General features: G+C 52.1%; 25 protein-coding genes. 21 read left to right on the forward strand and 4 right to left on the reverse strand.

The features are described 5' to 3' along the window. The first annotated feature begins 305 nt into the window (after positions 1 to 305). From Q4606_RS03925 to Q4606_RS04010, 18 genes are all read left to right on the forward strand, one after another. Complete coding sequence (locus Q4606_RS03925) at positions 306 to 2,531, forward strand: diguanylate cyclase (protein WP_303606723.1); 2,226 nt, start codon at positions 306 to 308, stop codon at positions 2,529 to 2,531. Positions 2,532 to 2,628: 97 nt separating this feature from the next. Further along, complete coding sequence (locus Q4606_RS03930) at positions 2,629 to 3,480, forward strand: MOSC domain-containing protein (RefSeq protein ID WP_303606724.1); 852 nt, start codon at positions 2,629 to 2,631, stop codon at positions 3,478 to 3,480. 221 nt (positions 3,481 to 3,701) lie between these two features. Beyond that, positions 3,702 to 4,613 carry an urease accessory protein UreD gene (locus tag Q4606_RS03935; protein ID WP_303606725.1) on the forward strand — a complete coding sequence of 304 codons (912 nt, stop codon included), beginning with the start codon at positions 3,702 to 3,704 and terminating at the stop codon, positions 4,611 to 4,613. 41 nt (positions 4,614 to 4,654) lie between these two features. Beyond that, positions 4,655 to 4,957, forward strand: coding sequence for an urease subunit gamma (gene ureA, locus Q4606_RS03940; RefSeq protein WP_303596487.1), 303 nt, complete (start codon positions 4,655 to 4,657; stop codon positions 4,955 to 4,957). Between the two features lie 171 nt (positions 4,958 to 5,128). Continuing rightward, positions 5,129 to 5,446 carry an urease subunit beta gene (locus Q4606_RS03945; protein WP_303606726.1) on the forward strand — a complete coding sequence of 106 codons (318 nt, stop codon included), beginning with the start codon at positions 5,129 to 5,131 and terminating at the stop codon, positions 5,444 to 5,446. Then, positions 5,443 to 7,146 carry an urease subunit alpha gene (ureC, locus tag Q4606_RS03950; protein WP_303606727.1) on the forward strand — a complete coding sequence of 568 codons (1,704 nt, stop codon included), beginning with the start codon at positions 5,443 to 5,445 and terminating at the stop codon, positions 7,144 to 7,146. The genes Q4606_RS03945 and ureC overlap by 4 nt, the downstream gene beginning before the upstream one ends. Positions 7,147 to 7,166: 20 nt before the next feature. Continuing rightward, on the forward strand, positions 7,167 to 7,667 hold the full coding sequence (gene ureE, locus Q4606_RS03955) for an urease accessory protein UreE (RefSeq protein WP_303606728.1): 501 nt from the start codon (positions 7,167 to 7,169) through the stop codon (positions 7,665 to 7,667). Next, positions 7,651 to 8,352 carry an urease accessory protein UreF gene (locus Q4606_RS03960; RefSeq protein ID WP_303607007.1) on the forward strand — a complete coding sequence of 234 codons (702 nt, stop codon included), beginning with the start codon at positions 7,651 to 7,653 and terminating at the stop codon, positions 8,350 to 8,352. Before ureE ends, Q4606_RS03960 begins: the two co-directional genes overlap by 17 nt. A gap of 169 nt (positions 8,353 to 8,521) precedes the next feature. Next, complete coding sequence (gene ureG / locus Q4606_RS03965) at positions 8,522 to 9,160, forward strand: urease accessory protein UreG (RefSeq protein WP_303606729.1); 639 nt, start codon at positions 8,522 to 8,524, stop codon at positions 9,158 to 9,160. 44 nt (positions 9,161 to 9,204) lie between these two features. Beyond that, positions 9,205 to 9,780 (forward strand): HupE/UreJ family protein, encoded by a 576-nt coding sequence (locus tag Q4606_RS03970; RefSeq protein ID WP_303606730.1) that lies wholly within the window; start codon positions 9,205 to 9,207, stop codon positions 9,778 to 9,780. Between the two features lie 534 nt (positions 9,781 to 10,314). Then, positions 10,315 to 11,577 carry an SIR2 family protein gene (locus Q4606_RS03975; protein ID WP_303606731.1) on the forward strand — a complete coding sequence of 421 codons (1,263 nt, stop codon included), beginning with the start codon at positions 10,315 to 10,317 and terminating at the stop codon, positions 11,575 to 11,577. Position 11,578: 1 nt separating this feature from the next. Next, complete coding sequence (locus Q4606_RS03980; RefSeq protein WP_303606732.1) at positions 11,579 to 13,297, forward strand: ATP-binding protein; 1,719 nt, start codon at positions 11,579 to 11,581, stop codon at positions 13,295 to 13,297. Positions 13,298 to 13,493: 196 nt separating this feature from the next. Then, positions 13,494 to 14,039 carry a PIN domain-containing protein gene (locus Q4606_RS03985; protein WP_303606733.1) on the forward strand — a complete coding sequence of 182 codons (546 nt, stop codon included), beginning with the start codon at positions 13,494 to 13,496 and terminating at the stop codon, positions 14,037 to 14,039. A 51-nt stretch (positions 14,040 to 14,090) separates the two neighbouring features. After that, a complete protein-coding gene (locus Q4606_RS03990) occupies positions 14,091 to 14,579 on the forward strand; it encodes a hypothetical protein (RefSeq protein WP_303607008.1) in 489 nt (162 codons plus the stop codon). Between the two features lie 246 nt (positions 14,580 to 14,825). Then, positions 14,826 to 15,467, forward strand: a complete 642-nt coding sequence (locus tag Q4606_RS03995; protein ID WP_303606734.1) for a cold shock and DUF1294 domain-containing protein — start codon at positions 14,826 to 14,828, stop codon at positions 15,465 to 15,467. 298 nt (positions 15,468 to 15,765) lie between these two features. Beyond that, complete coding sequence (locus tag Q4606_RS04000) at positions 15,766 to 15,888, forward strand: hypothetical protein (protein WP_303606735.1); 123 nt, start codon at positions 15,766 to 15,768, stop codon at positions 15,886 to 15,888. A gap of 37 nt (positions 15,889 to 15,925) precedes the next feature. Then, positions 15,926 to 16,159, forward strand: coding sequence for a hypothetical protein (locus Q4606_RS04005; RefSeq protein ID WP_303606736.1), 234 nt, complete (start codon positions 15,926 to 15,928; stop codon positions 16,157 to 16,159). A gap of 100 nt (positions 16,160 to 16,259) precedes the next feature. Beyond that, positions 16,260 to 16,643: a hypothetical protein gene (locus Q4606_RS04010; protein WP_303606737.1), complete on the forward strand. Its 384-nt coding sequence runs from the start codon at positions 16,260 to 16,262 to the stop codon at positions 16,641 to 16,643. Between the two features lie 103 nt (positions 16,644 to 16,746). Here the strand turns inward: Q4606_RS04010 and Q4606_RS04015 are convergent, their stop codons facing one another. Together Q4606_RS04015 and Q4606_RS04020 are read right to left on the reverse strand one after the other, a co-directional pair. Continuing rightward, positions 16,747 to 17,070, reverse strand: a complete 324-nt coding sequence (locus tag Q4606_RS04015) for a thioredoxin family protein (protein ID WP_303606738.1) — start codon at positions 17,068 to 17,070, stop codon at positions 16,747 to 16,749. A 21-nt stretch (positions 17,071 to 17,091) separates the two neighbouring features. Beyond that, positions 17,092 to 17,772, reverse strand: a complete 681-nt coding sequence (locus Q4606_RS04020; RefSeq protein WP_303606739.1) for an arginine N-succinyltransferase — start codon at positions 17,770 to 17,772, stop codon at positions 17,092 to 17,094. Positions 17,773 to 18,117: 345 nt separating this feature from the next. On the opposite strand from Q4606_RS04020, the gene Q4606_RS04025 reads away from it, so the two are divergent. Next, positions 18,118 to 18,600: a DUF4174 domain-containing protein gene (locus Q4606_RS04025; protein ID WP_303606740.1), complete on the forward strand. Its 483-nt coding sequence runs from the start codon at positions 18,118 to 18,120 to the stop codon at positions 18,598 to 18,600. On the opposite strand, the gene Q4606_RS04030 is transcribed toward Q4606_RS04025, so the two are convergent. Continuing rightward, entirely contained in the window at positions 18,579 to 19,031 is a 453-nt protein-coding gene (locus Q4606_RS04030) for an META domain-containing protein (RefSeq protein WP_303606741.1), read from the reverse strand. The genes Q4606_RS04025 and Q4606_RS04030 overlap by 22 nt on opposite strands. A 204-nt stretch (positions 19,032 to 19,235) precedes the next feature. Between Q4606_RS04030 and Q4606_RS04035 the strand changes: the two genes are divergently transcribed. Then, the gene (locus Q4606_RS04035; RefSeq protein WP_303606742.1) at positions 19,236 to 20,126 is read left to right on the forward strand and encodes a dienelactone hydrolase family protein; all 891 of its coding nucleotides are present in this window, start codon (positions 19,236 to 19,238) and stop codon (positions 20,124 to 20,126) included. On the opposite strand, the gene Q4606_RS04040 is transcribed toward Q4606_RS04035, so the two are convergent. Next, positions 20,118 to 20,681: a nucleoside 2-deoxyribosyltransferase gene (locus tag Q4606_RS04040; protein ID WP_303606743.1), complete on the reverse strand. Its 564-nt coding sequence runs from the start codon at positions 20,679 to 20,681 to the stop codon at positions 20,118 to 20,120. The two genes, Q4606_RS04035 and Q4606_RS04040, sit on opposite strands and share 9 nt — an antisense overlap. 527 nt (positions 20,682 to 21,208) lie before the next feature. Between Q4606_RS04040 and Q4606_RS04045 the strand changes: the two genes are divergently transcribed. After that, entirely contained in the window at positions 21,209 to 22,660 is a 1,452-nt protein-coding gene (locus Q4606_RS04045) for an NCS1 family nucleobase:cation symporter-1 (RefSeq protein ID WP_303596466.1), read from the forward strand. Positions 22,661 to 22,663 lie beyond the last annotated feature (3 nt).

Genomic DNA, 22,663 nt, shown 5'->3' on the forward strand with positions numbered 1-22,663 from the left:
GGTGCTTGCAGGATTTGTACCGGGTGGGGACCAGAAGGCTTTTGCCCGGCGTGCGGATTCTATTAATAGTGTCGGAAAAACAAGGAGCTGGGCCAGCCTTGAAAAAACTGCCTGTTTGAGTAAAACATCGCCCCGGCTGGTGCCACAGTGGTGCACTCAAGAGCGCAGTGCTTTATTTGAGTGCTTTGTTTTCTGCTCAGCTTTCAACCTTGTATTCTTCAGGTGTATGCTGGGTTGGCAGGCGGAGAATTGGCCGGCGAATTGGCGCAGAGACTCCGTGCTAACCCAGGGAAGAGGCGAGTGGCATGCCAGGGGTAAGCTATCCGAATAACATTCCAGCGCTAGGCTCGCAAGGCGCATACAGCCGCACCATCTGTCATATTGGCTGGGCGGTCATCGTAATCAGTTCGCTGGTTATGCTGTCGTGGGGTTTGGATATTGAGGTGGGAAAACGCCTTCGCCCCTCTTTCCAGTCAATGAAGTTCAATACAGCATTTTGCTTCCTCATCTGCGGCCTTCTTTTTCATCGTCAATCACAGAGTGGCGAGACTTCTGCACGGGACTCGATCGTTGCCTGCCTGGGGGTTTTTCTTCTCGTGATATCAGGCCTCACGCTGCTCCAGTACGGGCTGGGTTGGCAGCTGGGCATCGATAATCTTGTGATTCAGGATTTGGATACGCCTCCAGAGGACTGGCCGGGGCGTATGTCGGCCGGCACGGCCCTTTGTTTCAGCCTGATGGGCGTCGCGTGGCTGATCAATGCTATGCCGTTACGCCACTCCATCGTCGTACTGCAACTCCTTGCCCTGGCGGTAATCGTGATCAGCGGTGCGGCACTCATCGGATATATTTTCGGTGTGCAACGCTTCAGGCTGCCTTTGTTTTCCACCATGGCCCTGCACACCGCTGCTTTGTTCGTTGTCTGCGGCGCTGGCATGCTCATGGTAAGGCCTCACGCCGGGGTGATGAGTTCCGCAGCGAGTGCGTATATTGGTGGCCGCTCCTTAAGGCGCCTTCTGCCTTATTTCGTTGTTACTCCGGTGCTTATAGGCTGGCTGAGTATGGAAGGCGTTGTGGCTGGCTATTACACCGAGGCGTTCGGCTTTGCATTGAGCAGTCTCTCCAGCATCCTGGTGCTGACCTGTGTCGGCTGGCTCGGTGCGGGTGCCCTCAACCGGGAGGAGGAACGTTTTCGCTCCACCGTGGACTCCTCTCCAGTGGCCACGCTTATGGTTGATCGAAGGGGTACTATCCAGATAGCCAACCAACTCGCACACTCATTATTTCGCTGCCCGCAAGGCCATTTGGTTAACCGGCAGGTAGAACGCCTTCTACCCGAGCGGTTCCGCAGTGAGCCTTTAACCTTCCAGCGTGAGTATCTGGAAGGGGGAGAACGAAGAATTTTGGGCAGCGGGCGAGATCTGTTTGCTTTGCGCCAGGACGGTAGCGAGTTTCGGGCCGAGATTGCTCTGAACCCGGTACAGACGGCTGATGGCCACTCTATTATCGTGGCGATTCTGGATATCACGGCGCGCGTAGAAGCCGAGCTGAAAGTACTTCGCCTGAATCGGATTCATAAGGTTCTGAGTGGCATCAACACGCTGATCTTACGCGCTCAGACCCTGGATGCGCTCTATGAGGGCGCTACATGGATTGCGGTAGAGAAAGGTGAGTTGCCTGCTGCAATCGTTGTAGAGCACGACAAGCATTCGGGCCTGCTCAATATCCGGCACGCACACGCCGAAAATACGCAGCTGCAGGCCCGGTCACTCTCTGGTTTCGAAACCGATGCCATTTATGAGTGTCTGCAGACACATCAGGTAGTTACGCGAAACAATCTGGCGCAGCAGGAAGGCAACGTGGACCTGGCGGGGTTGGTTGGTCAGGGCATACAGGCGTTGGCCAGTTTTCCGCTAACCACGCAGGGACAGCCGTTGGACGCTGCTTTGGTCCTCTATCGGTGTGAGCCGTTTTCGTTCGACCAGGCTGAAATGGAACTTTTGCGGGAAGTCGCTGGCGATATCTCATTCGCAATCGCCAATCTGGAAAAAAGCCAGGAGTTGGAGTACCTGACGCATTTTGACAGTGTCACAGATCTGCCAAACCGCCTGTTACTGACCGACAGATTACGGCAGGCCATGATACAGGCAGACAGGTGGCAGGGTACCGTCATCGTTTTGTATGTGAACATCAACGGCTTTAAACAGGTCAACGAAAAGCTGGGGTTCTCCGGTGGCGATGACGTGCTCCGCCAGGTGGCTCGAAGGGTCGGCGCCTGTATCGGCCAGGCCGATACAGTATCCCGCTGGGGTGGCGACGAATTCATTGTTCTGCTTCCCGGGCAGAGCGCTGCAGACGCGAGTGAAGTCGCCCACCTTATAACCGATGCCCTGAAGTCGGCGATCCAGCTGGAGGACGGTCGGGATGTGCTTGTTTCTTGCAGAGTGGGCGCTGCTGAGTATCCTCGCGACGGTTTAGAGTTAGACGCCATCATCAACAGCGCCAGAACTGCATCAAGTAAGGCAAGTTGATGGTTGGCAACCCCTTGGGCGCTTCTACGTTCTCCGACGTATAGACGCCTGTACACCTCGGCAATACCTTTAAACGGTATTTTCAGAGGTAACTGCAATGAAAATTGGTACGATCGAGTCGATTTGGCGTTACCCCGTAAAGGGCATGGCCGGTGAAAGTCTGGGAGCCTGTGCTCTTGATTCGCAGGGTTTGGCGGGTGATCGCACATGGGCTGTGCAGGACGTAAAACGCCAGGAGATCCAGAGCTGCAAGTTCCGCCCGCAACTCCTTCAATGCCGTGCCCGCACCCGGGGTGAGCTTGACAGCGAGCATATCGAAATCACCTTTCCTGGCGGCCAAACCCTTCGCAGCGATCACCCGCAGGTCAATGCCCAGGTGTCTGCCCTTATTGGCCATGAAAGCGTTCTGCAGCCACTGCGCGCAGATGCAGGTGACGACTTCTATCGCCGATACAAAACCGATGACCACACCTGGCTTGACGAGCTGAAAGCTACCTTCGCACGAGAAGAAGGTGAACCACTGCCCGATCTCGACAACCTGCCAAAGTCCATGCAGGAGTTCGTGTCTGTTCGGGGCACGTTCTTTCTGGTGTCGCAGTTTCATATCCTGACCACAGCCAGCCTGGATTACATGAAGCAGCAGAACCCGGAGGCCGACTGGCACCTGGAGCGCTTTCGCCCCAATCTGATGATTGAAACCTTGCCGGGAATCGAGGGCCTGGCTGAACAGGACTGGATTGGTAAAACCCTACAAATTGGCGAGCTACGCATCGAATGCGACGGGCCTGCACCACGTTGCGGGGCGGTTACCCGGCAGCAGAGCGACTTTGGTGCAGATACCGGTTTGCTGCGTAGCATTGTTCGGCACGCGGATCAGAATCTGGGGATCTACGGAAACGTCAGAAACTCGGGCCTGATAAGTGTTGGCGACGAGGTTGTGCTGATCTAGAGCCCACTCAACCTGGCAGGGTGAACGCACCAGAATGGCGCACGCCGGTTTTGCTCGCACTGATTTGGGGTTCTTGAACCCGGAATAGAGCACCATGCTATGTTTGTTTTTAATGTAACTAGCTGAAATTAATGAGGGTTTTACCGGTCTGGAACGGCTGATGCAATGTGGGAAAGGTTCATGATGAACGGCGCAACTCACTTTCAAAAGCATCCCGTGGTATGACAGCTTTCCAACGACTAGAACCATTCCTTCAGCACGAGTCTGCGTCGGGCCACCGGTTTGATCTGGAGCGGCGTTGGGCCGCCGGTTTGTCTCTTGGTTTTGAAGCGAGAGATAAAGAAAAAGGTGAGCCTGTTACCCGTCTGGTTCGCCGTAAACACCATGGCCCGTTAAGGGTGCAGCGGCCTTTCTACCCGGAAGGGCGCACCGGCTGCTGCCATGTGTATTTATTGCACCCGCCCGGCGGGTTGGTGAGCGGTGATGAGCTCCGTATTGAAGCCTCGGTCGGTGAGCGAGCTCATGTGTTGCTAACCACTCCGGCCGCCGCCAAGCTTTACAAAGCCGACAGCCACGGCGTCGCCTGGGGGCAGCACACCCGCCTGCAGGTGGCCAGAAACGGCATTCTTGAATACCTGCCACAAGAAACCATTGCCTTTGACGGCTCCCGGGGCAAGCAAAGCACCACCATCGAACTCGAAACCGGCGCCAAATGCATCGGCTGGGAAATCCTTGCCCTGGGGCGCCCGGCCAGTGATTTACCGTTTGTGTCCGGTCATCTGGAACAGAGTTTTCGCCTGCACATGAACGGCCGCCCTCTGTGGCTCGAACGCCAGCCTATGGACCCTACCCACAGCCGATTTAAAGGCCATTGGGGGCAGGGTGGTGCGACCGTGCAAGCCACCCTCTGGGTTGTCGGGCTGGAAGACGAAGCCGCTGCTATCGAAGCGCTCCGGGCAAACCTGCCCGCTAATCAACGCTGGGCCGTTACCCGTCGCCGTGGCGTGTTGCTGTTGCGCTATCTGGGGCAGGAAAGAAACGAAGCCTGGGCCCTTTGCCAGCAAGCCTGGGAACTGCTCAGGCCAGAACTCACCGGCCAGCCAGCCAGCGTTCCCCGCATCTGGCTGACCTGAACACCATTCGAATTGCGTCGCGATAACCGGAGTTAGACACCATGGAATTAACGCCCAGAGACAAAGACAAACTATTGCTGTTCACCGCCGCACTGCTGGCCGAACGCCGCAAGGCCCGGGGCCTGAAACTGAACTACCCGGAGGCCATCGCCCTGATCAGCGCGGAAATCATGGAAGGCGCCAGAGCCGGCCACTCCGTTGCAGAACTGATGAGCAGCGGCGCAGAAATTCTCACGCGGGACGACGTGATGGATGGAATAGCCGAAATGATTCCGGAAGTGCAGGTGGAAGCCACCTTTCCGGACGGCACCAAGCTCGTCACCGTTCACAACCCCATTGTTTAAAAGGCCAATGAGAAGCTACCTGCGTTGCCGCTACGGCGTTAAAAGAAGGCTCAAAATGCTCATTTATACCTGCATAAATTGCGCTTTTTCGCCTTCTTTTGTCCGGGCGGCGTTCCGCTTGTATCGGCTGCCTCGCCAACGCTTCTCATCGGCTTTTAAAGGAGGCTATTTATGATTCCCGGAGAGTACCAACTCAAAGACGGCGATATCGAACTTTGCGCAGGTCGCCCGCGCATCACGCTGGACGTTGCCAATACCGGCGATCGGCCGGTTCAGCTCGGCTCCCACTACCATTTCGCCGAAGCGAATCCGGCTCTGATTTTTGATCGTGATAAAGCAAAAGGCTACCGCCTGGACGTAGCTGCGGGCACGGCCATTCGTTTCGAGCCGGGGCAATCGCGTCAGGTCACTCTGATCCCCTTTGCTGGCGGACGCGAAATCTATGGGTTTCGGGGCGATGTGATGGGCAAACTGGAGGCGCAGAAATGAAGATTACTAGGCAGGCATACGCCGACATGTACGGCCCCACCGTTGGCGACCGCGTAAGACTGGGCGACACTGAACTGTGGATTGAGGTCGAGAAAGATCACACCCATTACGGCGACGAAGTAAAATTCGGCGGCGGTAAAGTTATCCGCGATGGCATGGGCCAGAGCCAGCGTGCCGACGATACCGTGATGGACACGGTGATTACCAACGCCCTGATTCTCGACTGGTGGGGCATTGTAAAAGCGGATGTGGGTATCCAGAAAGGCCGCATTGCCGCCATTGGCAAATCCGGCAACCCGGACACCCAGCCAGACGTCGATATAGTGATCGGCCCCGGCACTGAAATCATCGCCGGCGAGGGTAAGATCCTCACCGCAGGTGGCATCGACCCGCATATTCACTTTATCTGCCCGCAACAGGTAGAAGAAGCGCTGATGAGCGGCGTGACCACCATGCTGGGCGGCGGCACCGGCCCGGCAACCGGAACCAACGCGACTACCTGTACACCCGGTGCCTGGCACATGGGTAAAATGCTGCAGGCCGTGGACAGCCTGCCCATGAACATCGGCTTTCTGGGCAAAGGCAACGCCAGCCTGCCAGAAGCACTGGAACTGCAGATCAAAGCGGGCGCTATCGGCCTCAAGTTGCACGAAGACTGGGGCACCACCCCGGCCAGCATCGACAACTGCCTGACCGTTGCAGATCAATACGACGTACAGGTTGCCATCCACACCGACACATTGAACGAATCCGGCTTTGTGGAAGATACCCTGGCGGCGTTCAAAGAGCGTTGCATTCACACCTTCCATACCGAAGGTGCTGGTGGCGGCCACGCGCCGGATATCATCACCGCCTGCTCCAAACCCTATGTGTTGCCGTCTTCCACTAACCCCACGCGCCCGTACACGGTGAACACCATCGACGAGCACCTGGACATGTTGATGGTCTGCCACCATCTGGACCCCAACATTCCGGAAGATGTCGCGTTTGCTGACTCCCGCATACGCCGGGAAACCATTGCGGCGGAAGACATTCTTCACGACATGGGTGTGATCTCCATGATCTCCTCCGACTCACAGGCCATGGGCCGGGTAGGGGAGGTTATCTGCCGCACCTGGCAAACGGCCCACAAAATGAAAACCCAGCGCGGTCTGCTGCCGGAAGATGAAGAACTGGGTGCCGACAACTTCCGCGCCAAACGCTACATCGCCAAGTACACCATCAACTCCGCCATTACCCATGGCATTGCACACGATGTGGGCTCGGTAGAAGTGGGCAAGCTGGCGGATCTGGTGCTCTGGAGCCCGGCATTCTTTGGTGTGAAACCCGCCTGCATCATCAAAGGCGGCATGATTGCCGCTGCGCCCATGGGCGATCCCAATGCATCGATTCCCACGCCGCAGCCGGTGCACTACCGCCCCATGTTTGGTGCCTTTGGTAAAGCCGCCAGTGCCACCCGCCTGACCTTTGTCAGCAAGGCAGCCCTGGAAGCCGGTATTGGCAAGGAGCTGGGCTTGGATAGCATGCTCTCCGCCTGTACCAACGTGCGGCAAGTCCGCAAGAGCGATATGAAATTGAACGACGCCTGCCCGCACCTGACCGTAGATCCGCAAACCTACGAAGTGCATGCAGACGGTGAACTGCTGACCTGCGAACCGGCTTCTGAGTTGCCGTTGGCCCAGCGTTACCACCTATTCTGAGCCAGAGGCCGGAGAACCTTATGCTGGAACTTATAAAACGCGTTTCCCATGTGGAAAGCACTGAAATTTTCGACAATCTGACCTTGCCCTACGACCTGCGCATGCGGGGCCGGCTGCGCTCCACCACAGAAACCAGCCAGGACGTTGGCCTGTTTCTGGACCGTGGCCCCGTATTGCGTGACGGCGACTTGCTGCAAGCCAGAACCGGCGAAATCATCCGGATTCGCGCCGCGGAAGAGCCGGTAGTAACCGCTTACATACAGGCCGGCCTGCCGCTGGCAAGGTTGTGCTACCACCTTGGCAACCGCCATGTCTCGCTGGCTATTGGCCAGAGCGAAAGAGGTGGCTGGGTGCGTTTCCCGCCTGATCATGTTCTGGAAGAGCTGGCCGAGCACCTGGGCGCAGAACTGGTTCGCCACACGGCAACCTTTGATCCCGAACCTGGCGCTTATGCACAAGCTGGAAATGCCGATAGCGGCCACAGCCATAGCCACGGCCATCAACATGCTCACTCCCACTAACAGCCCGGCCGCCGCATCGAGCGACCTGGCTTTGCTGGGCCTGATGCAACTGGTCAGCCCCGCGCTGCCCATAGGTGCCTTTGCCTGGTCCCAGGGGCTGGAAAGTGCCTTTGAGCTGGGCTGGGTAGAAAACGAAGCAGACTTGCAGCAATGGCTGGAAGGCGTGCTTGAAGATGGTCTGAGCCGCTGCGAATTGCCTTTGCTGGTGCGCCTGCAAACAGCCTGGGCTGTCGGAGATGCTGGTGCCATTGCACAGTGGAACGACTGGTTGCACGCCACCCGGGAAACCGCAGAACTGAGTGACGAAGACACCCGCCTTGGCGCGGCGCTGGCCACCCTGCTGCGCAACCTTGGCCTGTTGCCGGATGCAAAGCTGATTCCAGACGAACCCGGTTACATCACCATGTTCGCCTGGGTGGCCCATTACCGGAAGGTACCCGAGCGCCAGACCTTGATCGGCTTCGCCTGGGCCTGGCTGGAAAACCAGCTGGCAGTTGCCTGCAAAGCACTGCCCCTTGGCCACACCGCAGCCCAGCGAGTAACCGAACACATGCGCCCCTTATTGGTAACCGCTGTCGAGATTGCCCTGCAGCGGAGTGACGAGGAGCTTGGCCCCATTCTGCCCGGCCTGGCCTTAGGCAGCGCCTTACACGAAACCCAGTATTCACGGCTTTTCAGAAGCTGAAACATAAAGACATTTACTCCGAGGTCTGGAGCGGCGGTCAGTAAGTCCTTCCGGGACTGTCTGCAGCATGGATGCTGCAGTCAAGCGTACAGGGATGTATTTACAGCGTGTCCCGGAAGGACTTATTGGTCGCAGCAGACACGGAGCCTGAAGATAAGAGGATAAAGCTATGAAACATTGTTTGAGAGTTGGAGTCGGCGGCCCGGTCGGTTCCGGAAAAACCGCCCTCTTGCGCCAGTTGTGCAAGGCCCTGAAAGACCACTACGACATAGCCGTAGTAACCAACGATATCTACACCCGTGAAGATGCCGACTTCCTGCTGAAGCACGACGCCCTGCCAGCCGACCGCATCCTCGGCGTGGAAACCGGCGGCTGCCCGCACACCGCCATCCGCGAAGATGCCTCCATGAACCTGGCAGCCATAGACGACCTGCAAAGCCGCCACCCGAACCTTGAACTGGTACTGGTGGAATCCGGTGGTGACAACCTTTCGGCTACCTTCAGCCCGGAACTGAGCGATCTCACCCTGTACGTGATCGACGTATCCGCCGGCGACAAAATTCCCCGCAAAGGCGGCCCCGGCATCACCAAATCCGACCTGCTGATCATCAACAAGATCGACATTGCCGAACAGGTACACGCCTCCCTCGACGTGATGGAGCGGGACAGCAAGAAAATGCGCGGCGAACGCCCCTTCGTGTTCACCAACCTGTACGACGGAGTAGGGCTGGAAACCATCATCAGCTTCATTCTTGAGCGCGGAATGCTGCCGGAAAGACGCACGGAAAAACTTGCCGAAACCGCCTGAGCCAACCGAATCCGAACGAATCCAGAACCACCAGGAGAAATACCATGAAACATACAGCCAAACTCCTTACCGCCGCCGCGCTGCTGGCCGCCTCCGCCTCTGCAATGGCCCACCCCGGCCATGCTGAAGGTGGCTTCACCAGTGGCCTGTTGCACCCCATGCTGGGCCTTGACCACCTGTTGGCCATGGGCGCCATCGGCTTCTGGAGCGTGCGCCAGTCAAACACTATGAAAAACGCCACCCCAGCCTTTGTGATCGGTGGCATGGTCTTAGGCGCCGCCCTGGCCTGGGGCGGCCTGAGCCTGCCCGGCGTTGAAACCGGTATCACCTTCTCTGTACTGGTTGCCGGCATCCTCATTGCTACTCTGGCGAAACTGCCCACCGCTGTGGGTGGCACCCTGGTTGGCGCCTTCATGCTGTTCCACGGCTTTGCCCATGGCGCAGAAATGCCAGCAGGCGCAACACTCGCCGCCTACCTGGCTGGCTTCTCCATCGCAACCCTAGCCATCACCCTCGTTGGGCGTGGACTGGGCAGCCTGATGCTGAAAGCAGACAGCCGCTTCAGCCGTGGTGTTGGTGGCGTGCTGGCGGTTGCGGGAGCGTATCTGGCAGCTGCCTGATACCGACCAGCTAACCAAAGCATCAAGAAAAGCCGCCCGGGAAACCGGGCGGCTTTTTCGTGTTGGGTTGACACCATTTTGCAACGGAAGGGTAGTCAGCTTGCTTAACAGTAGGTTAGTGTGTAGCCATAAGAAACGGACTTTTGCCGCTGTTAAGGACGACAGATGGATTTCTGCCTTTTTTGAATCTCTCTTTCCCCTTAGACCGCTGGTATTTCCTAGCGCCTTGTGCAGATCTTTTGATCGAAGGTTACTTTCGTGCGCCTTGGTATTTAGGAGTCTGTGTAGAATGCATTGCACCGAGATCATCGCACGCGCTTCGTTATTGCAATAATGCAGAGGTCACGCGATTACATCGGGGATAGCGGGGCAGTCTTTGCAAGTTGCTAATTTTTAATGTAAAAATATTAAAAAAGATTTGATGGTGGGCGCGGATAGTGGAAGTCACTTTTGTGCAATAACGAAGCGCTCTATCTAATTACTGTTATACGCTCTTGAAACTAACTAAATCCGTTTAATTATTATGGATATATTATGAACAATCAGGAAGTACCAAATATTGACGGAAAGCTTGCTTATCTAAAGCCACGAAGTGATAAGTGGGACTCACTATGTGAGGAGTCATTTTTAGCCCTTATCCCAGAGCCAAAAGCAAGGGCTTTAAATGAAGAGGAAAAAAGCAAGGTAGAGCAAAATAAGCAACATATAAACGATGTTTTATTAAAGTCACTGCAATTACCTAATTTATCATTTTTTGCAGGAAGTGGAACTTCTCTTGCTGAAGTCAATGGGCCTAGCATGTGGGATCTATGGCAAAAATCAATGTTGAAATCTCCAAATGCAGATAAAGCAGATGATGATTTTGGTAAGCTCGCAACGGAGGCGTCAGCGACATTAGATAAAGTAAAATATACAGAGTTAGAGAACCCTAATATTGAACATTTCTTGTCACAATGTGATGCCTATCTTTTATTTAATGAGGATGAAGAAGTTGATAGCTTCTTGAATCAAGTTAAAAAAACCATATTACATGAATGTTCATCATTTATAGATACAGAACAAAGTGATATATCTTGCTACCAAAGCCTTTTGCAAAAGTTAGCAAGAAGAAGAGTACGTGACCCGAGACTAAAGGTGTTTACTACAAACTATGATATGTGTTTTGAAACTGCCGCGTCAGATTTAGGGATGATGATAGTTGACGGCTTTTCTTACACTCGAAATCGAAAATTTGATGGAAAATATTTTAACTATGATGTTGTTAGAAGGGAAAGTGATAACCATGAATTTGTGGAAGGAATAATACAGCTTTACAAACTTCATGGTTCTGTTAGTTGGGAAAGAAAAGGAAGTAGTGTATATGAAACAAGTGCACCATCTCCTGAAAGTGCAGTATTAATTTACCCTGCGAAAGGAAAGTACCAACAAGCTTTCATTCAGCCTCACCTTGAACTTCTATCAAGATTTTTAGAGTCTTTGAGACAACCTAATTCGTGTTTAATTATGGCAGGATTTGGTTTCAATGATGATCATCTTTCTGAACCCATAATATCGTCTATTAAATCAAACCCGAGCCTAAAATTAATTATTGCCGACTATAAAGCAGCCTCTAATATCAATAATCCGTCTGAAGAAACCAGCCCTTACTGGAAAGAGCTATCTGAGTTAGCCTCGCAAGGCTATGACATACATTTTATTAATGGCAGCTTTTCGGATTTTGTGTCAATTATTCCACACTTGAGAGCTTTAACTCCTGCTGATCAGTTAGCAAAAGCAGTTAAAGCTGCTGGAAGATAAAATGGACTTAAATTTACTTTTCACAGAAAACGGAATTCTAAGCAATCGCCTAAAAGTCGGTGTTGTTTCTTCTGTAACTGCCCAAGGAATTAAAATTAATCTAGCTCATTCGGGCGATGTAAGTGGTAGTTATGTCGATGGAAGTAGATACGGGCGAGGAGAAGTAGGTGAGCTTCTTTTAATTGAGGGGCAACAATCGATTTTACTTGGACGATTAACAGAAGTGAGACTCCCTGATAGAGATCGAACTGAGTTGTCACAAGATTTTGAAGGCTCTGCCAAGCTTGATGCTATTGGATTTGTACAATTATTGGGCTCAATAAATATTGAACAATTAAAAATTCAAGCAGGTATCATTTCTTACCCTAGACTGGGGGATCGGGTATTTTCTGCTCCTGCTGAACTAATTTCTGCCTTGCCTGAGCTTATGATCAGTGGTGTAACTGATTCAAGAAGCACTAGAGTTACATTGGAGATTGGTGAGGTTACCGGAGAGACTGGAAGCAAGATACGTGTAACACCAGAAAAACTCTTTGGCCGTCATTGCGCTATCCTAGGTTCTACTGGTGGTGGGAAAAGCTGGACTACAGCAAAAATAATTGAAGAATGTGCAAAACATAATAACTCTAAAATTATAGTTATTGATGCGACTAGTGAATACAGGACTCTGAGTAACACATATACATCGCATTATCATATTAGTTCCCCGCTTTATAGAAACGAAGCTTCTACAGAACTTTGCATACCTCCAACAGATTTTTTAGAGTCCGACTTTTTAGCTATTTTTGACCCTTCAGGAAAGGTGCAAGGACCAAAGCTTAAGGAAGCTATTAAAAGTCTTAGACTAGCAAAGCTTTCCCCGGATTTATTTCCTGATGGCTTCGTTGAGAAAATAAATCAAAGTAAAGCTCTTTATCGTCAAGCAATGAATAAGGATGGTAATTCAAAACTTGTAGACAGTCCTTCTCAAGAGTTTGATGTTACAAAACTGATTAAACAACTTGTTCAAGAGTGTTGCTGGGATAATGGAGATAGCTGGGGAAAAGAAAGCAATGATTTGGGCTATTGCTCATCTCTATTAACAAGAATACAGGCCGTTATTTATTCACCTTCGCTTAAGGCTGTTTTCAAGAATGATGGAATATCAAATCTTGAGGAATCGCTAAAACAGTTTATTGAGGGGGATAGCAGAGTATTCAGACTATGTTTAAGTGACGTGAGTTATGAATTCTATGCTAGGGAAGTATTAGCTAATGTTATAGGTAGAAAATTGCTTTCATTCGCTAGGAAGGAGGCCTTTAGAAAAAAGCCCGTATTAGTAATTGTGGATGAGGCACATAACTTTCTCGGTAAAAGAGTTGGTGCAGAAGATCACTCTACAAAACTTGATGCTTTTGAGATGATAGCGAAAGAAGGTCGAAAATATGGCCTGAATATATGCCTAACCACTCAAAGGCCGCGAGATATAACCGAGGGGGTACTAAGTCAAATGGGCACTTTATTGGTGCATAGATTGACAAATGATAGAGATAGAGAAGTTGTTGAGAGAGCGTGTGGAGAAATTGACCGCTCAGCCGCATCCTTCTTGCCTAATTTAAAACAAGGTGAAGTAGCATTAGTTGGTGTTGACTTTCCAATACCAATGACCATACAGATTGATAAGCCAATATATCCTCCGAAATCAGATGGCCCAAGCTTTCAAGATATTTGGGGGGATTGAATGGAGCCGAAAGCTTATAACAAGCGGCTTCAACGGACTCGTCAACCTGGCACTTGTTTTGCAAAAAAGAGCCGCAAAACAAGTGCCAGGTTAACTCGCCGCTGAGCCGGGCGTTGGCGCTACAAGGAGGTATTACGGGGAAACCGTGGGAAAACCGGGACAGATTTATTTTTGAACCGACATAGGACGTTGAGTAATGAAATGGGCTTTCATCGACTACGAAAATGTAGGAAATCTTGGAAAGGTTAATCTCTCAGAGTATGAGCGGGTCATCGTGTTCCTTGGTGCCAAGCAGCCCAAGCTCGACTTCACGGACACGAAGTACGACGAACCAATCAATATGGTGGTCGTTCAGTTGAAGGCCACTCAGCCAAATAACCTTGATTTCCATCTTGCCTACTATCTCGGAAAATTCGATGCCCAGGCCGATCGAAAGGTGGCGTTTGAGGTGATTAGCAATGATTCAGGCTTTTCGCCGCTGATTGCCCACATCAAGTCCAGTGGACGGGTGTGCAAGCAGGTAAAGATTGCTGGGGCCTCTGGTGAGACACAGAAGCTGATCAAGAATCTGACTTCAATGCCAAAAGACAAGCGTCCTCAGAAGGTCACTGGCCTTCGTAACCATATCGCTTCTAATCTGCGGCTCCAGGGCAATGAGATGGCTATTCAGAAAGCCCTTAATCAACTGGTACACGCCAAATTTCTCAAGGTGTCTGATACCGGTGTCGAATACCTGGCCTGATTATTCGGCCCTCAACCATGGTTTATTTTGGAGTATGGAATTTTGGACCCGGTGAGTTTTGTGTTTTCCGCTTACCTCAACACCGTGCAATCGACGGTATCGAATCATTTCAATGAAACCAGAAACCTTCAGGTTACCCCCGTGGTTATTGAATACGAGGGGGTATCGGTTTCGTACCAGCATCAGCTTTGGAGGGTGCGCTCTGAGAGTGTTTGTGCCAACCATCAGCAAAACCTCAGTCAGTTTTCCAGATGCACTGCTAAGGCTGCCCGGCTGTTCAATGCTCTGTGTTCGCAATTGAGAGCCTCAGGGTCAGACGATTGGAAACAGGCGAAAATCCAGAATATGTACTGCAATGCAGCTGTCTCTTTCAAACCAACGGTTGCCAATATAGGTTCCGCACCAACGCTTGATCCGCTAGATGAAGCGCGGCAGGCGTGCAATGCGGCGACAGTTGCTGCTATGGGCAATAGCGATCCTAGGTTGGCGCGAGAGCGCGATAAGTCCTGTGAGAATTATCGTGAGTTGAAGGAACAATAGGAAAACCTGATCAGGTCTGTTTTCCAGCCTGGGCAGAGCTTGTAATCCGTTACAAAAATTCTAAGGCGTCGAACCACAGACTGATTTATGTTCCACGCTGGGTTGATTCAGGATTGCACAACAAGGATGTCTGAGAAATGGATTTGAGCCCGGCTTTCCAGCCCTTTATTACTGCACTTTATTATCTGTTAGCTCTTTCAATCATGGCAGGCCTGATCAAATGCTCCTGCTTCGAGGAGAAGTGAATTGAATCAGAAAGGAATTCTCACTGTCTGGGATGATGCCAAGGGGTTTGGATTTATTACTCCGGAAGCCGGTGGTGAGCGGGTTTTTGCGCATATCAGCAGTTATGCAGGCCGAGGGCGACCGGTTTCTGATCGCAAGGTGACGTATAGCATCTCGAAGGATGACCGGGGCCGGCTGAGGGCTGGGCGGTTTCAGTATGCGGGAGCAGCAAAGGTAGGCGCCAGTATCGCTCCGGGAGTCTGGGTGGCGGCTGTTGTTGTGCTTGCGTTTTTCACCACTCTGGCAGGCTTGTTTCATCGGGGTTATATGCCTGTTTCTATCCCGGCTGCCTATGGTGGGGTGAGTCTGCTGTTGTTTGTGATGTATTGGATTGATAAGCGGGCGGCTCAACGGGGAGCACAGCGTACACCCGAGAAAAGGCTGCACTTCTTTGAACTCTGCTGTGGCTGGCCTGGTGCACTTATGGCGCAACAGGTTTTTCGGCATAAAACGCGAAAGGTGAGCTATCAGTTCGTTTTCTGGCTGGCGGTTTTCGCTAATCTGGGCGCTCTTGGCTGGCTGCTTGTAGCCCCGGAAGCGGCGGGTTTGCGGCAGCAAATGGACTTCGATTTGTTGAATTCTTTGCGGCCGCTTGTTTGGTAGCTGGGTAATGACGATAAATATGTCCCGGTTTTCAGATTTCCTGCCATCTGAGCCGATTATTTCAACCACCAGACGAATCGGAGCCCCAAGTGATTAAGCCCAGTTGTTACAGCTGTCGGAAAAAGTTTGAGCCATCTGAACTCAGACTCTCTTACTCGAAAAACTACTGTGAGGGCTGCGGCGTTGGGCTGTTTGGAGAGGACTATTTCAGTTTCACTGCCAAGCCTGCCCCAACTATCCGGAAGAACCTGGCTGTCCATTTTGCAGTGCTTCTTTTCGGAGTTTCTGGCTTGTTGTTATGGTTTTTGACTGGCAGGTCGTAAGCGCTCAAAAGCGGGACAAGTCTGGTTTCAAGTCAGGCAAGGGTGTCCGCCGGATCGATGCCATGCTGACCCGCATTCGCGAGATGCGCACCGATTGAGCTAATCTGCTCGGTAACCACTGAATGGGAAACCGTTATGAAACTTATCCTTTTGCTCGCCGCTGTATTGGTGGTTGGTCTGTTGGTGACTCAGCAACTGAACAAAGGTAAAGAGGCCAACGCTGAGCGGGCTGCGGAAATGAGGGCCGACAATGCGCCAAAGGTTCCGACGAGCCCGGGCGATGTGCCGAAGTTCGAAGAGGACATGAAGAAGTTTATGGAGGATGAGGCGGCCAGGCAGTTGGAAAAGATTGACCAGGCCACGCAGTAAAGGCGGGCAACTCGAGTCACTACCAACAGCATCTCTGGGTTTCCGTGGATCAAATTCGGGGAAGGTTTTTCCAGAACCTCGTTAAACATAGGACGAGATAGTGTTGAGAAAACTGTTTGAAGAAAAGGTGTACGTAAAGGTTTCGCGGGACCGCTTCGAGATTATGAAAGTGTCCGGCAAGCCTGTTGTCGAAATTGTTTGTTCTCCGGAGCCATTCAGCACATCCCGCCTGTTGATCGGAGAATTCGTAAGAGCCGAGCATGAATTACTTAACGGCATAAAGAAGGTGCTTCCGAAAAAACTTATAAAACGGAGCCCGGCTGTACTAATGCACCCTATCGAAATGACGGAAGGGGGGCTGTCTGAAGTTGAGGTAAAAGTGCTTCGGGAAGTTGCCTTTGGGGCTGGTGCTCATAGGGTCGAGCTTTGGGAAGGGGAAGAGCTATCTCATCAGCAGGCTCTTGAAAAACTGGAGAATGCATAACCAGCGAAAACCTGGACCGATTTATTTTTGGGGAAAACCGGGCCAGATTTATTATCCAGTTTCCGTATTGGTCCTGGCAGGCCAGCAATTGCCGGCACCGGCCTTAGTGAATTTTTAGCAGTGCATCTTCAATGACGCTGCTGTCGCTCGGGCGGACGACCCGCGCTATTTCTTCACCATCCTTCAAAACAATCAGGGTCGGCCAGAGCTTAACGCCAAACGTCCGCCCCAATCTGCGGCCTTTGCCATCCTCAATCTTCACATGCGGAATGTCTGGGTGATTGTCCATTGCCGCCTTGATGTCCGCCTGAGCACCCTGGCAGATCCCGCACCAGTTGGTGCCGAATTCGATCACCATTGGGCCCGTGCTCTGTTCCAGCTCATCACGGCTCAGGGTTTCGGGTGTATATCGGCTGGTGTACGACATGGTGTCTCCTTGTTGGGTTATTTATTCCTTGAGCCGGACAAGCAACCGGCCATCCTCAACCTGGATATGATCCACACCCGCTGCAAAGGATTGCCAGAATCCCGGGTTGGCGCCGAACTCGTTTACAAGGTCCACATTCTTGAGGTTACCCAGCCAGGCATTCGGAATGGGCACGCCCATGAGGCTGACGCCCCTTAACTTGACCAGGGGGCGACCGTTGGCAAAGGACAATTCCACACCGGCATTTACTCGCAGGGTTCTGCCGCCGAGTACAGGGAAGCCCTCTTCAAGAGGCACCAGAAGGAGGGCGCTCACCAGATCGTCCGAAAGGTCTACTGCGAGTCTCTGAGCCAGGTCGGTGTTATTGGCCAGCATGCCGTTGAGTTCCCGCTCGCTGAAACGTACCTCCCGGCTGGCGCCTTTTTCACTGTAGGGTACCGGCTGCAGCGGGCGGCCGGATTCGGCGCCTTGGGTATCAATGCCGAGAGTAGTCAGTTTGTTGTTGAGTGAATCCTGTTCGCTGGCATTCAGGGTTACGGGCTCGAAGTTCTCAGGAAACACATAGTGGCTTAACCACCAGTAACCAGCGCCGACGGTGGCAACGATGGTGAGCAGCACAATGCCAAAGACATGCAAGCCACTGAAGCCCTTCTTTTCGGGCGGCGGCGCTGATGCTGTTTTATCCTCGGTAGTTTTATTCATTGCCAATGATACCTGATCGCAGTTTGAATCCACTTCGTTGGGTCCGTGGAGCAGTCGGCTCGTCTCCCGCCGAGGATGGTTTGCATAGGTTTGGTTTCTTGGGTTGCTCAAGTGCAGTTTATACGGGGTGGAATGATTATCCCAACCGTAGGAGCCTTCGAAAATCGGGACAGATGTATTTTCGCGCAAAATGCCAGAGCCTGGCGTTCCTGCATCCTCGTTTGTAGCAATAGCTCTAGAATAGCGAGCTCTCCAACAGGTGTGAGAGATTCCTTGTGGCCGTTCGTATGATCAGGTGGGTACAGACGCTCGTATTTTTTGAGCGAACGATGACGGGGCAAAGAAATGAGTCTCAATTTTTTCGTTACTAGAATCAAAACCGTTCTGGCGGTGATGCTTTCGCTTATTACACTGACTGCTCACGGGGCTGACATGGACAGGTTGAACGACTACCGGTGGAAAAACCGACTCATTCTGGTGCAAGCAGCCAGTGAAAATGGCGGTGAGATTGAAACGCTCAGGGGTGTCCGGGCCAAAGTGGATGACCGTGATATTGTCTGGTTTGTAAGTACTGGTTCGGGTGTGGTTTCGAATCAGCAATCTGTTTCGAGCAGCCTCAAGAGTGACGTGAAGGCTATGCTGGAAGAGTCGCGTTCGGATGGCCAGGTCCTGTTGATAGGCAAGGACGGCGGCATCAAAAGCCGGGACTCCTATCTCGACCTTGACGCCATTTTCCGCCGTATCGACGCCATGCCGATGCGCGCTCGCGAGATGCGCACCGGCGAGCTCACACGTACCCGTCCAAACTACGGCTTGGGTGACGATTGAAAAGCGCGGATAGTTTCTCCTTCGGGGGTGCTCAACAGCAATTCGCCGTGATCGCCAAAGCGCGCCTGGTTCACATTCATGAGCAGCTTCAAAAAAGATTCTTCCTGATTCATCAGCGCCGGCGCACAGGCCATTCGGGTAGAGGCCATATTTTCGCCAACGGTAAATTCGGATCCATTGAGTTGGTATTCGCCGCTGTAACGATTGCAGGATGAGCTACCCACTACCTTATTGCCTTCCATGAACACGATGCTGACACGAGAGCTGTCGATAATGCCTTTGCCGCTTATATCGTCCACAACCCACTCGCCGCCACGAATCAGGTTTTCCGTTGTCACATCTTTATCGGTGGCCCCGGGTGTATTTGCACAGGCACCTAGAAAAATTGCGGAGCTGACTGCGCTAACGGCTAAAAATTTTTTTAATTTCATTTGAATACCCACTCTCTGGATGAACTGGATGGCGCCATATTATCTCGTTGGCCAGGCTTTTTTCCGGTTTCTTGCCAAACCGTCATGCGCCCATATCGGTGCAGGCCTGCTGAATCAGCCAGTACAAAGCACGAAAACTGCCAGTTTTAGTGTTGTTACGCTATGGTACAAAGTCAGTAAGTGTTTAAAAACCGAGGATCAGTTATGAATACGCCAACATCAGATCATATCCCTCAGGAAGCATTCGATTGGTATGATGAATATGCACATGGTTTGATCGATCGACGTACTTTTATGCGAAAGCTCAGTGGGTTAGCTGTTCTTGGCTTTTCTCTCAGTGTATTAACCTCCGCCTTATTGCCTGATTATGCCCTCGCAGAGCAGGTATCGTTTAATGATGAAGATATAAAGGCAACGTACGAAGAATTTGACTCGCCTGATGGGCATGGTAAAGGCCGGGGTTATCTCGTTGTTCCGAGAAATGTGGAGGGTAAGCTTCCTGTTGTCTTGGTGATACACGAAAACCGGGGCTTGAACCCTTATGTCGAAGATGTGGCAAGACGACTTGCTAAAGTGGGTTTTATCGCCTTTGCGCCGGATGCGTTATTTCCTTTAGGGGGGTATCCGGGTAACGACGATGAAGGCCGTGCAATGCAAAAAACGATGGACAGGGCGAAAATACAAAATGACTTCGTAGCCGCTGCACATTATTTAAAGTCGCACCCTGATAGCAATGGGAAATTAGGCGCTGTTGGCTTTTGCTTTGGTGGTTATGTTGTAAATTACCTGGCGGCGGTTGATCCAGGCCTTCTGAGCGCCGGCGTGCCGTTTTATGGTACGCCTGCAAGCGAAAACTTACGTAAGAATATTGAAGCACCGCTCTTGATACAACTGGGTGAATTGGATAAACGTGTTAATGATACATGGCCTGAGTACGAGCAAGATTTAAAAGCGAATAATGTGGAATACACAATGTACATGTATAAGGGGGCTAACCATGGTTTTCATAATGACTCGACCGCCCGATATGATGAAGAAAACGCAGAGCTTGCATGGCAACGTACCATTGAGTTTTTTAATGAAAAATTAACTTAACCGGAAGTGATCATGACAGGTAAGCGCCTGAACGCAGCGGTGGAACAGCTCTGCTGAGAAAAACGGGTGCTCGCCTGGTTGCTCAGCCACAAAGAGTTGCCCGCCGGATTCGTGGATGCCGCCCTCAATCATCAGGTTATCACTCAGCTCGAAGTCCTCGATTGTATGGTCCATGTCGTCCAGTTCGGTTGCACCTGCCCGTTCCCGGTAGTGCCGGCTATCCAGGGTGAATCCGTATGCAGGCTTGCCCTGGCCGATCATGTAACCCACCTCATAGACGGTACCCGGGTCAGCGCTGATACCACGAAACGGTGTCAGGTTGGCGATGATGGCATCGCAGCTGTCCATCAGTTCACGGTTGGCCTTGTAGATTCTATGCCCGCAATCAGCTTTTGCCTCGCCCTCTGAAAACACCAACTCGGTATCCAGTGGGTCTACGCCTTCAAACCCGTATTCCCCAAGGAGGCGTTTTTTCTCGGCTACGATGAACTGATGTTCGCCGGCGGGAAAGAAAACTTCAGGGCCAGCGAGGTAGATTCGTTTTGGCTTTGCCATAGGGGCCTCTTAAGGCTGGTTGTATGTAATTGCACAGGTCCAGTTTCTAGTCTGAATGCTAATGGCTTTCCATGAAAGACCAGGCTGTGGCTTCGCTTTCCTTATGGATGTTGTGACTCAAACGCGAGAAAGTCAGACTCCAGCAAAATGTTCATGATCGGCAACGTGAGCCCGGTTGCTAAGGTTAAGTTGAAGAATGGAGCGTGGACGGATGTTACCACCGATAAGAAATTATCGGCTCAGAGCTCTTTATGCTCCACTTTAGTGCTCAGTACCGCCCGGCATTGATCTTTTCGCCCTATTTTATTCGGAGAAGTAAACGTAGCTATATCGGACCGCCGTCGGCCGGGGCTCTCCCCATATCGTCGCGGAGGGCGCTACGTCGCAGTGTTCTGGCTGTTGTGATTTCGGCGGTTGTCTAACTATGCCTGAGAATGGATGCGGATTTGTCATGGTCCGTATCTTGCTGATGCCTGAGGTTTGTGCAGTAACCCTGTACGGGTACCACTTAATCTCAGGAGATTGGCATGCAACCAGCCAGCGATACCGTCGTCAGTGAAAGTGAAAACACTCTGCGCCCCATTACCGCCAGGGAAAAAACGTGGGGCTCGTTTGCAATATTCAACGTGTGGGCAAACGACATTCAGTCTTTGTTTGGCTACACCCTGGTCGCATCGCTATTTATTTCATTTGGCGTGAGTGGATGGACTGCATTTACTGCTTTGATCGCGGCCGGCCTGTTTGTCATGTACATGGTTAATTTGTCCGGGGCAGCAGGGGAGCGCTACGGTATTTCCTACCCGGTATTCGCCCGCGCCAGTATGGGTACGGCGGGGGCCAAGTTGCCTGCGGTTCTGCGCGCAGTCGTCGCTGTGTTCTGGTACGGCGCGCAAGTCTACTTTGCCTCAACCGCGTTAGCGTTGTTGATCAAGTCCATTACAGGCGCCGAGTCCGAGGTGATATTTCTTGGTTTAAGCGGCGTCGACTGGGTGGCCTTCCTGTTCGTATGGGCGTTTCACATTATTATTTTCTGGCGCGGTATGAACTGGGTTGAAGGTTTTTTGAACCTGGCAGGCCCGTTTGTGTACTTGGTTATGATTGGCTTGTTGATCGTGCTCTGGAGCAAATCAGACGGACAACTACTATCTGCCGCACAAACGATTTTTGCGAACCCCGAAGGGACATGGAAGACCGAGGCGGCGGGTTTTGTTGCCATCTTTGGCACCATGGTGGCTTATTTTGCAGCGGTGATGATCAACTTCAGTGACTTCTCCCGCTATGCAAAAAACAAACAGGCCATGGTCAAGGGCAATTTCTGGGGGCTGCCGATGAACATGATTCTGTTCTCCGCTTTGGCCTTGCTTACGACGGCGGGCGCCGCGGTTGTTTATGGTGAAGCCATCATCAACCCCACTGCTATTGTGGAGCGTTCAGACAGTGTGTTCCTGGGCATAATCGCAGCCATCACTTTCTTTGCCGCGACGGTTGGCATCAACCTGGTTGCTAACTTTATTCCTGCCGTTAACGGCATTGCCAATCTGTCGCCATCTACCATCAGCTTTCGTAAGGCCGGCTTGATCACATCCGCGTTTGCCCTGGTTATTGGCGGGTTGTGGACTGCAGTGATCAGCCAGATAGGTATTGCTGGCTTTGTAAACACGCTGGGCGCAACCCTGGCTCCGTTGTTTGGTATTTTGATTGTTGATTACTACGTAGTGCGTAAACAGGAGCTTAGCCGCGATGACCTTTACAACATGGAGGCGGGCCAGTATCACTACAACAAAGGTTGGCACGACAACGCAGTTATTGCATTTGTAGTGGGTGGAGCATTCTCCGTAGCGGCGGTGTGGGTGCCTGTGTTGAGCGACTTGTCTGGGTACGCCTGGATTATTGGCGCTGTACTGGGCGGTTTTACTTACTACGTTCGCACCAAAAAAATACGATGCAGTTCCGGTTCAGTAGGCATAGCCCGCTGCTGAGTG

The sequence above is a fragment of the Marinobacter sp. 1_MG-2023 genome (assembly GCF_030549045.1).
In the GTDB taxonomy this organism is placed as follows: Bacteria; Pseudomonadota; Gammaproteobacteria; order Pseudomonadales; family Oleiphilaceae; genus Marinobacter.